The organism is Streptomyces sp. NPDC041784, from assembly GCF_055591025.1.
Window position 1 is genome coordinate 192,086 of record NZ_JBVJAB010000005.1, and the last position, 13,638, is coordinate 205,723.

Consider the following 13,638-nt stretch of genomic DNA (forward strand, 5'->3'; position numbering starts at 1 on the left):
GATCTCAGAGGTCGTAGACCACCGTCACCGGCGCGTGGTCCGACCAGCGCTCGGGGTGCGTGGCGGCGCGCTCGACGGTCGCCTTGACGGCCTTGGCGGCGAGCCCGGGCGTCGAGACGTGGTAGTCGATCCTCCAGCCTGAGTCGTTGTCGAAAGCCCGCCCCCGGTACGACCACCACGTGTACGGGCCCTCCACGTCCGGGTACAGGGTGCGTACGACGTCGACGTAGCCGCCCGCCTCGGGGGTGAGGACCTGGGTGAGCCAGTCGCGTTCCTCCGGGAGGAAGCCGGAGTTCTTCTGGTTGGCGCGCCAGTTCTTCAGGTCGGCCTGCTGGTGGGCGATGTTCCAGTCGCCGCAGACCAGGACCTCGCGGCCGTCGGCGGCGGCTCGTTCGCGCAGGTCCTTGAGGTGGGCCAGGAACTCGGTCATGAAGCGGGCCTTCTCCTCCTGGCGGTCGGTGCCGACCTCGCCGGACGGGAGGTAGAGGGAGGCGACCGTCACTCCGGGCAGGTCGGCCTCGACATAACGGCCGCTGGTGTCGAACTCGGCGGAGCCGAAGCCGACCCGGACGGCGTCCGGCTCGCGGCGGGTGTAGAGGGAGACGCCGGCCCGGCCCTTGGCGGCGGCGGGGGCGTGGGTGACGAACCAGCCGTCGGGGGCGCGGACCTCGTCGGGCAGCTGCTTCGCCTCGGCGCGCACCTCCTGGAGGCACAGCACATCGGCGGAGGTCCCGGCGAGCCACTCCACGAAGCCCTTCTTCGCGGCGGCGCGCAGTCCATTCACGTTCACGGAGGTCACGGTCAGCACCCGGGCACGATACCGGCACACTGGACCAGGTCCGGATTCCGATCTCCACGATTGTGCATAGATGTACTGTGAGTGACATGAATATACGCCGCGTCCCGTTCGACCACCCCGACGCCGTCAAGCTCAACGACCAGGTCCAGGCCGAGTACCACGAGCGCTACGGCGACGGCGGTGACGCCACGGTCCTGGCGCCGGCCGACTTCGAGCCGCCGCGCGGGGTCTACCTCATCGCGTACGACGCGTCGGACCGGCCCGTGGCCACCGGCGGCTGGCGCAGCCAGGACGAGAACGGCGAGGGCAACGAGGACGGCGACGCCGAGCTGAAGCGGATGTTCGTGATCCGGGACATGCGCGGACGCGGGCTGGCGCGGCGGATGCTGGTCGCGCTGGAGGAGGACGCCCGGGCGGCCGGCCGGACCCGGATGGTGCTGGAGACCGGCACCGAGCAGCCGGAGGCGATCGCCCTCTACACCTCCAGCGGGTACACGCCGTGCACGAAGTTCGGCTACTACCGGGAGTACGAGTCCAGCCGGTGCTTCGCGAAGCCCCTCGGCTGACGAGGGCGGGTGACGGGGGCGGGTGACGGGGCGGGTGACGAGGGCGCGGCCCCTCAGCTCCTGAGGTAGGCCAGCACCGCGAGCACCCGGCGGTGGGTGTCGTCGGCGGGCGGCAGGTCGAGCTTCGTGAGGATGCTGCCGATGTGTTTGCCGACGGCCGCCTCCGAGACGACCAGCGTCCTCGCGATCGCCCCGTTGGACTTCCCCTCCGCGACCAGCCCCAGCACCTCCCGTTCGCGCGGGGTCAGCCGGGCCAGCGGGTCGCGGCGGCGGCGCAGCAGTTGCCGTACGACCTCCGGGTCGACGACCGTGCCGCCCGCCGCGACCTCGTGCAGGGCGTCCACGAACTCCTCGACCTGGCCGACGCGGTCCTTGAGGAGATAGCCGACGCCGGTGCCGTCGCCGGAGTCGAGGAGCTCGGCGGCGTACGCGCGCTGCACGTACTGGCTGAGGACGAGGACCGGCAGGCCGGGGCGCTCGGCGCGCAGCCGGACCGCCGCGTGCAGCCCCTCGTCCTGGAAGCCGGGCGGCATGCGGACGTCGGTGACGACGACGTCGGGGGTGTGCTCCGCGACCGCCGCCAGCAGCGCGGGCGCGTCGCCGACCGCCGCGACGACCTCGTGGCCGAAACGGCTGAGCAGTGCCGTGAGGCCGTCCCGGAGCAGGACGCTGTCCTCGGCGAGGACTATCCGCAGGATTCGGACGTCGGCGTCGGCGTCGGCGTCGGCAGCGGGATCGGCAGCGGTTCCGGGGTCGGCAGCGGCATCGGCTCGCAAGGGATCTCCACACGCAGCAGGGTCGGCCCGCCCGGCGGGCTGGCCAGCGTCAGTCTTCCATCGAGCACCGACACCCGGTCCGCGAGTCCGGTGAGCCCGGTGCCGCGGGCGCTGTCGGCGCCACCCCGGCCGTCGTCCGTGACCTCCAGCACCAGCCGCCCGTCCTGGTGCTCACCGCGCACGCCCACGCGGTCCGCCCCGCTGTGCCGGGCCACGTTGGCGAGCGCCTCGCGGACCACGAAGTAGGCCGCGGCCTCCACCGCCTGCGGCAGCCGGGGCACGGGCGGCGCGAACGTCACGTCCACGGGGACCGGCGAGCGGTCGGCGGCGTCCGCGACGGCCGCCTCCAGGCCGTGGTCGGCGAGCACCTTGGGGTGGATCCCGTGGATCAGCTCGCGCAGCTCGGCGAGGGCGGCGCCCGCCTCCTCCTGGGCGCGGGCCAGCTGCTCGGCGAGCGGGCCGCCCGCCGGGGCGTCGAGGCGGGCCAGGCCGAGGGCCATGGTGAGGGCGACGAGCCGCTGCTGGGCGCCGTCGTGCAGATCGCGCTCGATGCGCCGCCGTTCCGCCTCGAAGGCGTCGACCAGACGGGCGCGGGAGCGGGTCAGTTCGACGACCCGGGTGTCGCGGCCGCCGTCGGGCGGGGCGACGAGGAGACGGGTGAGCGCGGCGCGGGCGCCGGCCGCCGCCCCGAGGACGTATCCGCCCGCGGCCAGCAGCAGCACACCCAGCGCGGCGGCCGCGAGGGCGGCGGGCGGTCCGGTGACCGTCCACACCTTCAACACCTTCACCTCCCGGCCCTGGCCGACGGTCGCCAGCAGCAGCGGGGTCGCGAGGGCGGCCAGGGGGCAGAGCAGCGCGACGAAGAGCAGCAGCGCCTCGGCCGGCCAGAGGAGGCAGGCGGTGAGGAGGGTGTGGCCGAGTTCGCGCCAGGTGGCCCGTTCGCGCAGGCGGGTGGTGAGCCAGGCGCGCAGTCCCGGCGCGGGCGGTTCGGCGTGCGCGCCGGGCGCGTGGTCCGCGTCGACCAGCCGCAGCCGGCGCCGCTCCAGCGCGGCCACGGGCAGCCCGGCGAACGCGACAGCCGCGAGGAGCGGCAGCCCGACGAGGACGAGCGCGAGCACCCCGCCGGCGGCCACGAGGACCACGAGCACCGCCAGTACGACGGCCCCGGTGACCGCCCCGGTCAGCAGGTAGGCGGCGGCGCGCCAGGGCCACGGGGACAGCAGGTAGCCCGGGCGGGCCAGGGCCTGCCACACGTTTCGGGGTCGCATACGGATCACCGTAGAAGGGGGGCGCGGGGGCGGACCATCCCTCCAGGCCGAGCCCCGGGGGTAGGGCTGTCCCTACCCCAACTCTCGCTCCTGCCCGAACGACCGGGCGGCCCCGCTCACGGTTTCGTGGTTCCACCGCAGAAGACCTGCCGGTCAGGGCAGCCAACGAGTGGGAGTCCAGGGAACGATGACCGACCACGCCGTCCAACTCACCGCCGTCCGCAGGACGTACGGCTCCGCGGGCGCCGGGGTGACCGCGCTCGACGACGTCACCCTCGCCCTCCCCCGCGGCTCCTTCACGGCCGTCATGGGCCCGTCCGGCTCGGGCAAGTCGACGCTGCTCCAGTGCGCCGCGGGCCTCGACCGGCCCACCTCGGGGTCGGTCCGGATCGGCGGCACCGAGCTGACCGGGCTGAGCGAGCGCCGGCTGACCCTGCTGCGCCGGGAACGCGTCGGCTTCGTCTTCCAGGCCTTCAACCTCCTCCCGGCGCTGACCGCCGAGCAGAACATCGCCCTGCCGCTACGGCTCGCCGGGCGCCGGCCGCCGAGGGCGCGGGTGCGCGAGGCGCTGCGCCAGGTCGGGCTCGCCGACCGGGCCGGCCACCGCCCCGCCCAGCTCTCCGGCGGCCAGCAGCAGCGGGTCGCCCTCGCCCGTGCCCTGATCACCCGCCCCGAGGTCCTCTTCGGCGACGAGCCGACCGGCGCCCTCGACTCCACCACCGCCCGCGAGGTCCTCACGCTGCTGCGCGCTCTGGTCGACGACGCGGGCCAGACGGTGGTGATGGTCACCCACGATCCGCTCGCCGCCTCCTACGCGGACCGGGTCGTCTTCCTGGTCGACGGCCGCGTGCACGGCGAACTGACGGGCGCGGACGCGGACGCGGAGACGATCGCGGCGCGGATGGCGGGCTGGGAGACGGGGCGCGCCCACACCGCGCCGAGCGTGCACACCGCGCCGGGCGTGCGCGGCGGCTCCGCGGAGGGCGCCCGATGCTGAGCGTCGCCTTCCGTACCCTGCGCGCCCGTTGGGCCGCCTTCGTGGGCAGTTTCGTCGCGCTCGCGCTCGGCGTCGGGCTGCTCGCCGTGATGGGCCAGGCGCTGGCCGCCTCGCAGGAGGCACCGGCGCGCACGCCGGAGCGTTTCGCGGCGGCGCCGGTGGTGGTCAGGGGCGAGGACACCCTGCGGGTGGACACCCCGAGCGGGGAGCGTACGGCGCCCCTCGCGCGCCCCCGTCCGGTCCCGCCCGCCCTCGCGATCGCCCTGCGCGCCTTGGGCCCGGTGACACAGGACCGCTCCTTCCCGGTCCGCGCGGAGGGCGGCCCCGGCGGCCTGGTCGGCCACCCCTGGTCGACGGCGCGCTTCGCCCCGTACGAACTGAACGCGGGCCGGGCCCCGGAGACGTCCGGCGAGGTGGTCGTCACCGGGGAGTGGGCGCGGGTGGGCGACCGGCTGCGTACGGGGGACGGTTCGGTCCGCGTCGTCGGGACGGTGCACGCGCGGGGTTTCGAGGACGCCGTCTTCTATCCGGACGCCGAGGCCGCCCGACTCGCGCCGGACTCCCCGCAGTTGGTGGTGGAGGCGGACGTGTCGGCGGTCCGGCGGGTCGTGGACGCCGGTGCCAGCCATACCGGTGCCGGTACCGGTGCGCGGGTGCTCACCGGTGACGCGCGGCGCCTCGCGGACGCCGACCCCGGCCGGGACGCCGAGGCGCTCACCGCGCTCAACGCCCTGTTCGGCACGGCGGGCGGGGTGACGGCCTTCGTGTCGGTGTTCGTCGTCGCCTCCACGTTCGCCTTCGCGGTCGACCGCCGACGCCGGGAGTTCGGCCTGCTGCGCACCGCGGGGGCCACCCCCGGCCAGATCCGGCGCTCGGTCCTGGCGGAGGCGCTGCTGGTCGGCGCGCTCGCCTCGGCGACGGGCTGCGCGCTCGGGGCGTACGCCGCCCCGTGGCTGGCCGAGCTGGTGGTCGACGGCGGGCTCGCGCCGCACTGGTACACGATCGGCGGGCACGTCTGGCCGTACCATCTCGCCTTCTGGACGGGCCTGCTGGTCGCCCTGTGCGGGGCGGCGGCCGCCTCCTGGCGGGCGGGCCGGACCGCGCCCGCGCAGGCGCTGCGCGAGGCCTCGGCCGACGGGCGCGCGCTGACCCGGGGGCGGCGCGCGTGCGGACTCGCGCTGCTGCTCACGGCGTGCGCGACCCTGACGTACGCCCTGGTGGCGGACCCCGCCGACCTGCTGCACCGCAAGACGTACATCAGCCGTCCGATGCTGCTCATCACGGCGGTGGCGCTGCTCTCGCCGGCGCTGGTCCGCCCGCTGGTGCCCCGGCTGCCCGGCGTTCTCGGCACATTGGTGCGGGCGAACGCGGTCACCGGGGTCCGCCGGACCGCCGCCGTGGCCGCGCCCGTCCTGGTCACCGTGGCCCTCGCGGGCTCCCTGCTCGGCGCGACGGCCACGCTGGACGAGGCCCGCGCGGCGGAGGTCCGGCAGCACACGGCCGCGGACTACGTCGTGACACCCGGCAGCGGTACGACGATGTCGGCGGCGACGGTCGAGCGGCTGCGCGGGGTGCCGGGCGCCGTCGTGTCGGCGAGCGCGGCCACCGCCGTGTACACCCTGGAGGACGGGGTCGCCCTGGTGAAGTCCGAGGCGCGTGCGGCCGATCCCGCGCTCCTCGCCGGCACCGTACGCCTGCCGGTGACCGCGGGCCGGGTCGCGGATCTCGACGACGGGTCGATCATCGTCACACGCGAGTGGGCGCGGCACGAGGTGGGGCGGACGGTGCGGGTGTGGCTCGGGGACGGTACGCCGCGGACGCTGCGGATCGCCGCCGTCCTGGCCACCGGGACCGGGGACAACGGCGCGTACGTCACGGCCGCCAACGCGGGCGGCGCGGGCGTCGACCGGGTCGACGTACGGATGCGGCCGGGGGCGGACAGGGCGGCGGTCGTGACCGCGCTCCGGGCGGTGGACGGCGTACGGGTCGCGGACAAGTCGCAGTGGGTGCGGGTGAGTTCCCCGCAGTCCGGCGGGACGACCCGGCTGGGCACCCTGCTGGTCCTCGGCATCGCGCTGCTCTACACGGGCATCTCGCTCGCCAACACCCTGGTGATGGCGGCCGCCGAGCGCGGCCGGGATCTGACGGCCTTGCGGCTGGCCGGTGCCACGAGCGGGCAGGTGCTACGGCTCGCGGCCGCGGAGGCGCTGACCGTGGTGGCGCTCGGCGCGGCGCTGGGCCTGCTGGTGACGGTCGTCAACCTGACCGGGATGACCGGCGCGTTGCACCTGCTCTCGGCGCCCGCGACCCTCACGGTCCCCTGGCCGGCCCTCGCCTGGACGACAGCAGCCTGCGCGACCCTCTCCCTGACGGCCACCCTGCTCCCGACGGCCCTGACCCTGCGCACCCACCCGGGAAGGACCGCGGCGCTGGACCGGGGCTGAATGACGGAAGCCGCCATGAGTCCCGATGCGGTACGTCACCGGAAGAGCCCCGGAATGAAGTTGCCGCGCTTCGCCGCCGTACGACATGGCCAAAGCCCCGGTCGGGAATCCCGACCGGGGCTTTGAGCTGCAGTGGACCTGAGGGGATTTGAACCCCTGGCCCCCTCGATGCGAACGAGGTGCGCTACCGGACTGCGCCACAGGCCCTTGCAACGAGTGAAACTCTAGCATCCCCCTCGGGGTGCTTGGAAATCCGTTCCCGGGGCCCTGCGCAGGTCACGGGAGAGGGGCGGGGGCCGGGCGGCCTCACTCGTTGGCGGCGCGGGGGCGCTCGCCGTCCTCGTACTGGTCGAACAGGGGGGTGCGGCCCCGTTCGCGGGCGCGGCGGGCGGACGCGGCGCGGCGGGCGCCGCTGTGCTTGCCGCCGTCCGCCCTGCCGTCCGCGTCTCCCGGTTCTCCGCCTGGTCCGTCCTCGCCGTCGCCGTCGCCGTCCGCCGCGTCCTGCTCCGGCGTGACCGAGCTGGAGCGGGCGGAGCTCCACGCGTCCGGCGCCCCGAGGTCCACATCGGACGTGGCGCGGGGCGCGACCGGGGCGGTCACGTACGTCGGCAGCGGCACCGGTACCGGGTCCCAGCTGTCGCCGTGGCCTGGGCGCCGCTGGCGCTCGCGCTGCTGGTCGACCCATTCGGCGTGGTCGGTCTGCTCGACGAGCGCCCGGCGGTCGGCGGCCAGGGCCAGCAGGCCCGGGTCCGTCTCGGTCTCCGGTTCGGGGCCCTCGTGCGGCTCCTCTGCGCCGACGTCGAGGCCGGCGTCGACCGAGGCGGACGCCGCCGGTGACGACGGCGTGCGCCGGCGCGGCTGGCGTTCCCGCAGCCGCTGCGCGGCGACCTCGGCGCGTCTGCGGTCCATCTGGTAGGCGAAGCGGCGGCGCTCCTGGGTACGCAGATAGGCGATGTACGTGCTGAGGAGCACGGCGGGCACCCCCGGCGCCCAGAGGAACGCGAGGCCTCCGACGGCCGCGACGATCGCGCCGAGGGTGAAGGCGAGAAAGAGCATCACGGTGGTGCGTCTCCGGCGCGCGAGCGCCTTCGAGCGCTGGGCGCGTGCGGCGGCCGCCTGCGAGGAGGGCGTACGCCGGGCGGCCGGCACCCGCTGGGGTGCCGGTGCGGCGGTGCCTTCGTGCGCGGGCGCGGAGGCGGTGGGGGCGGAGGGCGAGGGGACCGAGGCGGAGGCCGCGGAGGGCGCGTGGTCCGCGCGCGCCGCCTGGGCCTGCTGTTCGCGCCCGGCCTTGGCCGCCGCCTGGTCGCGGGCGGCGGCTTCGCGCGCCTGCCCACCCCGTTCCTGCGCACCCCGTTCCTGACCGGCACGTTCCTGACCGGGTCGTGCCTGGCCGGGTCCTTCCGGACCACCCCGCTCCTGGACCGTCGCCTTCACCTGGGGCCGGGTCGGAGGCATGGCGAAGGCCCGGACGTCCACCGAGCCGGTGAGGGCGTCCGGAGCTTCGGCGTCGGACTCCCCCTCCTCGGTGGAGCGCGCCCGCAGGTCCTTGGCGTACCGGCGCTCCATGCCCGCCCGTCCGGACAGCAGCCGGATGGCGGTGCTGAAGCGTTCCGTCGGACGGGCCTCGTTCAGCTCGTCCTGCCTACGGAGCCACATCGGCACCAAGTAGGCGGCCCAGGCCCCGACAATGACTGCGTAGATGAGGCCGCTGCTGCTCACGCCTCACACGGTAGAGGGGTTTGCGTGAGGCCATCCGCCAATTGGGCCGGTGTGTCGCACGATCTGGCTGATATTTCGAGCTTTTTTTGTGACCGATGCGATCAGCAGGCCGCCGAGGGTGCGAATTCAATGCCCCGAGACGGTCATGAGACAGTCACCACTCGATCATTTTCGAACATGTATTCAATTTCCGGGGCCGGTGTGATTCCCCGGAGTGTTCTGGGGGTGGTTGCGGGGCTCTGGCCGGGGACGGGTGCGCCGCCACCGGTTCAGCAGGCCCTCCGGCACTTCCTCGGACGTGAGTGCGAAGACCAGGTGGTCCCGCCAGGCGCCGTCGATGTGGAGATAGCGCGGCCGCAGCCCTTCCTCGCGGAATCCGAGTTTCTCCACGACCCGGCGGCTGGGCCCGTTCTCGGGCCGAATGCAGACCTCGATGCGGTGCAGTCCGACGGTCCGGAAGCAGTGGTCCACGACGAGCGCGACGGCCGTCGGCATCACCCCGCGGCCGGCCACCGACTGGTCCACCCAGTAGCCGACGTGCCCGGAGCACATCGACCCCCAGGTGATCCCGGCGACCGTCAACTGCCCGACGAGCCGCCCCTGGTACTCGATGACGAACGGCAGCATCCGGCCCGCGTTCGCCTCGGACCGCAGGTGCCGGACCATCTGCCGGTAGGTCGGCCGGTGCGCGATGGGCCCACTGGGCGCGGGCGGCGGGATGGTCGCCTCCCAGGGGCGCAGCCAGTCCCGGTTGCGCCTGTTCACCTCGCGCCAGGCCCGTTGGTCGCGCAGCTTTATGGGCCGCAGGACGATGTCGCCCTCCGCGAGCTCGACGGGCCAGGCTGGGCTGTTCAGCTCGCACCCCCGTGGCTGGGTCTGGGGTGATCGCCGCCTCGGAGCTGGTCGACGGCGTGGATCAGCAGGGGCTCCAGGACGGCGAGGCCGTCCTTCACCCCGCCGGTGGATCCGGGCAGGTTGACGATCAGCGTGCGGCGCGCCACTCCGGCGAGGCCCCGGGAGAGCGCCGCCGTGGGCACCTTCTCCCGGCCGTACGCCCGCATGGCCTCCGCGATGCCCGGCACCTCGTGGTCGATCACCCGGCGGGTCGCCTCGGGGGTGCGGTCGGTGGGCGAGATCCCGGTGCCGCCGGTGGTGACGATGACGTCGTACCCGGCCTCGGCGCCGTCGCGCAGCGCGGCCTCCACCGGATCGCCGTCGGGCACCACCCGCGGGCCGTCGACGGCGAAGCCGAAGCGCTCGAGGCCGTCCGCGACCAGCGGGCCGCCCTTGTCCTCGTAGACACCGGCGGTGGCCCGGTTGGAGGCGGTCACCACCAGCGCGCGATACGACCGCTCGCTCATGCCCGGCTCCAGTCGCCCGACTTCCCGCCCGTCTTCTCCTCCACCCGCACGTCCGTGATCACCGCTCCCTTGTCGACGGCCTTGACCATGTCGATCACGGTGAGCGCGGCGACGGAGACCGCGGTGAGCGCCTCCATCTCGACACCCGTGCGGTCCGTCGTCTTCACGGTGGCGGTGATCTCCACGGCGTCGTCCGCGACCGACAGTTCCAGTTTCACACCGGAGACGGCCAGGGGGTGGCACAGCGGGATCAGGTCCGGGGTGCGTTTGGCGCCCATGATGCCCGCGATCCGCGCGGTGGCCAGCGCGTCGCCCTTGGGGACGCCCTCGCCGCGCAGCAGCTCGACCACGCGGGGCGAGACGAGAACGCGTCCACTGGCCCGCGCGGTGCGCGCGGTGACGTCCTTGCCGGAGACGTCGACCATACGGGCGGCGCCCGCCTCGTCGATGTGCGTCAGTCGGTCCTGCGTACTCATGCTTGTGTGGCGCTCCCGGTCCGGGCCCCGTCGCGGTGCGGCGCAGGGCCAGCTGTGCGCGACACGCTACCCCCATGCCGGGGCACTCAGCGGAACGGGATCGCCCTGCGGACCCGCCACCGGGCCCGCCCCGCGCGCGGGGCGGGTTGTCCGTCAGCCGAGGAGGACGACCTCGACCTCGGTGCCCGGTGCGACGGACTCCACGTCCTCGGGGACGACGATCAGCGCGTCGGCGTGGGCGAGGGCCGCGACCAGGTGGGATCCGGCGCCGCCGACCGGGCGGACGGTGCCGTCGCCATGCGTGGCGCGCAGGAACTGTCTGCGCCCCTTGGGCGAGGTCAGCGCCTTGTCCGCGACGAGCTTCGCGCGCGTGGTGGGCCGGTGGACGTCCTTGAGCCCCATCAGGGTGCGGATGGCGGGGCGCACGAACAGTTCGAAGGAGACGTACGACGACACCGGGTTGCCGGGCAGGGCCAGCAGGGGGATGTGGTCGGGGCCGATGGAGCCGAAGCCCTGGGGCTTGCCGGGCTGCATGGCGAGCTTGCGGAAGTCGATGCCGCTGCCGGGTTCGTCCTCGTCGCCGACGTACGACAGGGCCTCCTTGACGACGTCGTAGGCGCCGACGCTCACGCCGCCCGTGGTGACCATCAGGTCAGCGCGGACCAGCTGGTCCTCGATGGTGGACCGGAGGGTCTCCGCGTCGTCGGCGACCGCGCCCACCCGGTAGGCGATGGCGCCCGCGTCCCGGGCGGCGGCGGTGAGGGCGAAGCTGTTGGAGTCGTAGATCTGGCCGCTGCCCAGCTCCTCGCCGGGCTGGACGAGTTCGCTGCCGGTGGACATGACGACCACGCGCGGGCGCGGGCGGACCCGGACCGTGCCGCGGCCGATCGCGGCGAGCAGGGCGATCTGGGGCGGCCCGAGGACGGTGCCGGCGTCGAGGGCGCGGTCCCCCGCCTTCACGTCGCTGCCCATCGCGCGTACGTGCGCGCGTGCCTCGGCGGGCCGGTACACGCGTACGTGCCCGGCGGCCTGCTCGGGGGCGAGGCTGCGGGCGGGCATCCCGCTGACCGGGCCCTCGCCCAGTCCGCCGTCGGTCCACTCCACGGGGACGACGGCCTCGGCGCCGGGCGGCAGCGGGGCGCCGGTCATGATCCGGGCGGCCTGTCCGGGCCCCACCTGGAGCAGGCCGGCCTGGCCCGCCGCGACGTCCCCGACGACCTCCAGGGCCGCCGGGAACTCCTCGCTCGCGCCCGCGACATCCGCGACCCGGACCGCGTACCCGTCCATGGAGCTGTTGTCGAACGGCGGCAGGGAGACCGGCACCGTGACGTCCTCGACCAGGACACAGCCCTGGGCGTCGGGGAGTTGCAGCTCGATGGGTTCCAGGGGGCGGACGGTGGCGAGGATGTCCTCCAGGTGTTCGTCCACCGACCAGAGGTGGTCCTGGCCGGCGGGGCGGGGCGCGGCGGTGCTCAAGGTGGCTACATCTCCTCGGTGACGTAACTGCGAAGCCAGGACCGGAAGTCCGGACCCAGATCTTCACGTTCGCACGCGAGTCTGACAATGGCACGCAGGTAGTCGCCGCGGTCGCCGGTGTCATAGCGGCGGCCCTTGAAGACGACGCCGTGCACCGGGCCGCCGGCCTTCTCGTCCTGGGCGAGCTGCTGGAGGGCGTCGGTGAGCTGGATCTCGCCGCCGCGGCCCGGCTCGGTCTTGCGCAGCACGTCGAAGATGCCCGCGTCGAGGACGTAGCGTCCGATGATCGCGTAGTTCGACGGGGCGTCCGCCGGGTCCGGCTTCTCCACCAGGCCGGTCACCTTGACCACATCGCCGTCGGCGGTGGTCTCGACGGCCGCGCAGCCGTAGAGGTGGATCTGCTCGGGCTCGACCTCCATGAGCGCGACGACGCTGCCGCCGTGCTGCTCCTGCACCTCGATCATCCGCTGGAGCAGCGGGTCGCGGGGGTCGATCAGGTCGTCGCCCAGCAGGACGGCGAACGGCTCCTGGCCGACGTGCGGGGCCGCGCACAGGACCGCGTGCCCGAGGCCCTTGGGGTCGCCCTGGCGCACGTAGTGCATGGTGGCGAGGTCGCTGGACTCCTGGACCTTGGCGAGCCGCTGGGCGTCGCCCTTCTTCTGGAGCGCCGACTCGAGTTCGTAGTTGCGGTCGAAGTGGTCCTCGAGGGGACGCTTGTTGCGGCCGGTGATCATGAGGACGTCGTCGAGACCGGCGGAGACGGCCTCCTCGACCACGTACTGGATCGCGGGCTTGTCCACGACCGGCAGCATCTCCTTGGGAGTGGCCTTGGTGGCCGGCAGGAACCGGGTACCGAGACCGGCTGCGGGGATGACAGCCTTGCTGATCCTGGGGTGCGACTGAGTCATGTCCGCAACCTTATCCGGTGGCTTTGAGAGGAATCTGTAGCTCCGGTTAATAAGTGTTCATATGCGCCTATTGGAGCGGAGCGAGCGTCAGCCATGAGCCACGAGACGACCGGACCACAGCCTGACAAACATATGTTGCGACGAGAGTTCCTCACCGTGAGAAACAGGTTGACGACGGATGACCTGCGGGCGACGGCGGACGCACTGGCCGAGCACGCCCTGGAGCTGCCCGAGTTGGCGCACGCGCGCACGGTGGCGGCGTACGTCTCCGTGGGCGGCGAGCCCGGCACCCTGGCGCTGCTGGACGCGCTGCACGCGCGGGGCGTGCGGGTCCTGCTCCCCGCGCTGCTGCCGGACAACGACCTGGACTGGGGCGCGTACGCCGGGGAGGGTTCCCTCGCGCGCGTGCGGCACGGCGGGCGGATGGCGCTCCTGGAGCCGGCCGGCGAACGGCTCGGCGCCGACGCCGTGACCGAGGCCGACGTGGTGCTGCTCCCGGGGCTCGCGGTCGACACGCGCGGGATGCGTCTGGGGCGCGGCGGAGGGTCGTACGACCGGGTGCTCGCGCGGCTGGACGACGCGGGGGCCCGCCCCGCGCTCGTGGTGCTGCTGTACGACTCCGAGGTCGTCGAGCGCGTCCCCGAGGAGGCGCACGACCGGCCGGTGCACGCGGTGGTGACGCCGTCGGGAGTGCGCCGCTTCACCTGACGCGCGCCGCTTCACCTGACGCGCTGCGGGAAGCGAGAAGGGGGGGGGTAGGGGGGGAGGGGGGGGAGGGGGGCGTTTCCGGGGGGTGTGGGGGGTGTGGGGGGAAGGAGGGTGGGCGTGTGCCTTGTTGTGCCACCTCT

The 13,638-nt window shown here is 74.2% G+C and carries 13 protein-coding genes and 1 tRNA gene; 4 read left to right on the plus strand and 10 right to left on the minus strand.

The window, feature by feature from the left end; genetic code table 11:
• Positions 1-4: 4 nt before the first annotated feature.
• A complete protein-coding gene (locus tag ACZ6D7_RS13115; RefSeq protein ID WP_469488583.1) occupies positions 5-808 on the minus strand; it encodes an exodeoxyribonuclease III in 804 nt (267 codons plus the stop codon).
• Positions 809-885: 77 nt separating this feature from the next.
• Between ACZ6D7_RS13115 and ACZ6D7_RS13120 the strand changes: the two genes are divergently transcribed.
• Positions 886-1,365 carry a GNAT family N-acetyltransferase gene (locus ACZ6D7_RS13120; protein WP_469488586.1) on the plus strand — a complete coding sequence of 160 codons (480 nt, stop codon included), beginning with the start codon at positions 886-888 and terminating at the stop codon, positions 1,363-1,365.
• A 53-nt stretch (positions 1,366-1,418) separates the two neighbouring features.
• Here the strand turns inward: ACZ6D7_RS13120 and ACZ6D7_RS13125 are convergent, their stop codons facing one another.
• Together ACZ6D7_RS13125 and ACZ6D7_RS13130 are read right to left on the minus strand one after the other, a co-directional pair.
• On the minus strand, positions 1,419-2,054 hold the full coding sequence (locus tag ACZ6D7_RS13125) for a response regulator transcription factor (RefSeq protein ID WP_469489400.1): 636 nt from the start codon (positions 2,052-2,054) through the stop codon (positions 1,419-1,421).
• Positions 2,051-3,409, minus strand: coding sequence for a sensor histidine kinase (locus tag ACZ6D7_RS13130; RefSeq protein ID WP_469488590.1), 1,359 nt, complete (start codon positions 3,407-3,409; stop codon positions 2,051-2,053). The genes ACZ6D7_RS13125 and ACZ6D7_RS13130 overlap by 4 nt, the downstream gene beginning before the upstream one ends.
• A 187-nt stretch (positions 3,410-3,596) precedes the next feature.
• Between ACZ6D7_RS13130 and ACZ6D7_RS13135 the strand changes: the two genes are divergently transcribed.
• A complete protein-coding gene (locus ACZ6D7_RS13135) occupies positions 3,597-4,406 on the plus strand; it encodes an ABC transporter ATP-binding protein (RefSeq protein ID WP_469488593.1) in 810 nt (269 codons plus the stop codon).
• On the plus strand, positions 4,400-6,850 hold the full coding sequence (locus tag ACZ6D7_RS13140) for an FtsX-like permease family protein (RefSeq protein WP_469488595.1): 2,451 nt from the start codon (positions 4,400-4,402) through the stop codon (positions 6,848-6,850). Before ACZ6D7_RS13135 ends, ACZ6D7_RS13140 begins: the two co-directional genes overlap by 7 nt.
• Positions 6,851-6,983: 133 nt before the next feature.
• Here the strand turns inward: ACZ6D7_RS13140 and ACZ6D7_RS13145 are convergent.
• From ACZ6D7_RS13145 to galU, 7 genes are all read right to left on the minus strand, one after another.
• Positions 6,984-7,057, minus strand: a tRNA-Ala gene (locus tag ACZ6D7_RS13145).
• Positions 7,058-7,156: 99 nt separating this feature from the next.
• Positions 7,157-8,569, minus strand: a complete 1,413-nt coding sequence (sepX, locus tag ACZ6D7_RS13150; RefSeq protein ID WP_469488598.1) for a divisome protein SepX/GlpR — start codon at positions 8,567-8,569, stop codon at positions 7,157-7,159.
• Positions 8,570-8,752: 183 nt separating this feature from the next.
• Positions 8,753-9,424, minus strand: a complete 672-nt coding sequence (locus ACZ6D7_RS13155; protein WP_469489403.1) for a GNAT family N-acetyltransferase — start codon at positions 9,422-9,424, stop codon at positions 8,753-8,755.
• Entirely contained in the window at positions 9,421-9,930 is a 510-nt protein-coding gene (locus ACZ6D7_RS13160; RefSeq protein WP_469488601.1) for a MogA/MoaB family molybdenum cofactor biosynthesis protein, read from the minus strand. Before ACZ6D7_RS13160 ends, ACZ6D7_RS13155 begins: the two co-directional genes overlap by 4 nt.
• Positions 9,927-10,406 (minus strand): cyclic pyranopterin monophosphate synthase MoaC, encoded by a 480-nt coding sequence (moaC, locus tag ACZ6D7_RS13165; RefSeq protein ID WP_469488604.1) that lies wholly within the window; start codon positions 10,404-10,406, stop codon positions 9,927-9,929. The genes ACZ6D7_RS13160 and moaC overlap by 4 nt, the downstream gene beginning before the upstream one ends.
• Positions 10,407-10,559: 153 nt before the next feature.
• Positions 10,560-11,882, minus strand: a complete 1,323-nt coding sequence (glp, locus tag ACZ6D7_RS13170) for a molybdotransferase-like divisome protein Glp (RefSeq protein ID WP_469488609.1) — start codon at positions 11,880-11,882, stop codon at positions 10,560-10,562.
• Positions 11,883-11,887: 5 nt separating this feature from the next.
• On the minus strand, positions 11,888-12,790 hold the full coding sequence (gene galU, locus ACZ6D7_RS13175) for a UTP--glucose-1-phosphate uridylyltransferase GalU (protein WP_469488612.1): 903 nt from the start codon (positions 12,788-12,790) through the stop codon (positions 11,888-11,890).
• Positions 12,791-12,883: 93 nt separating this feature from the next.
• Between galU and ACZ6D7_RS13180 the strand changes: the two genes are divergently transcribed.
• A complete protein-coding gene (locus ACZ6D7_RS13180) occupies positions 12,884-13,498 on the plus strand; it encodes a 5-formyltetrahydrofolate cyclo-ligase (protein ID WP_469488615.1) in 615 nt (204 codons plus the stop codon).
• Positions 13,499-13,638 lie beyond the last annotated feature (140 nt).

Excerpts from the sequence above, each read along its gene's own strand:
- ACZ6D7_RS13120 (WP_469488586.1), top strand. The coding sequence starts at position 886 with ATGAATATACGCCGCGTCCCGTTCGACCACCCCGACGCCGTCAAGCTC.
- ACZ6D7_RS13130 (WP_469488590.1), bottom strand. The coding sequence starts at position 3,409 with ATGCGACCCCGAAACGTGTGGCAGGCCCTGGCCCGCCCGGGCTACCTG.
- ACZ6D7_RS13135 (WP_469488593.1), top strand. The coding sequence starts at position 3,597 with ATGACCGACCACGCCGTCCAACTCACCGCCGTCCGCAGGACGTACGGC.
- ACZ6D7_RS13140 (WP_469488595.1), top strand. The coding sequence starts at position 4,400 with ATGCTGAGCGTCGCCTTCCGTACCCTGCGCGCCCGTTGGGCCGCCTTC.
- ACZ6D7_RS13160 (WP_469488601.1), bottom strand. The coding sequence starts at position 9,930 with ATGAGCGAGCGGTCGTATCGCGCGCTGGTGGTGACCGCCTCCAACCGG.
- moaC (WP_469488604.1), bottom strand. The coding sequence starts at position 10,406 with ATGAGTACGCAGGACCGACTGACGCACATCGACGAGGCGGGCGCCGCC.
- galU (WP_469488612.1), bottom strand. The coding sequence starts at position 12,790 with ATGACTCAGTCGCACCCCAGGATCAGCAAGGCTGTCATCCCCGCAGCC.
- ACZ6D7_RS13180 (WP_469488615.1), top strand. The coding sequence starts at position 12,884 with ATGAGCCACGAGACGACCGGACCACAGCCTGACAAACATATGTTGCGA.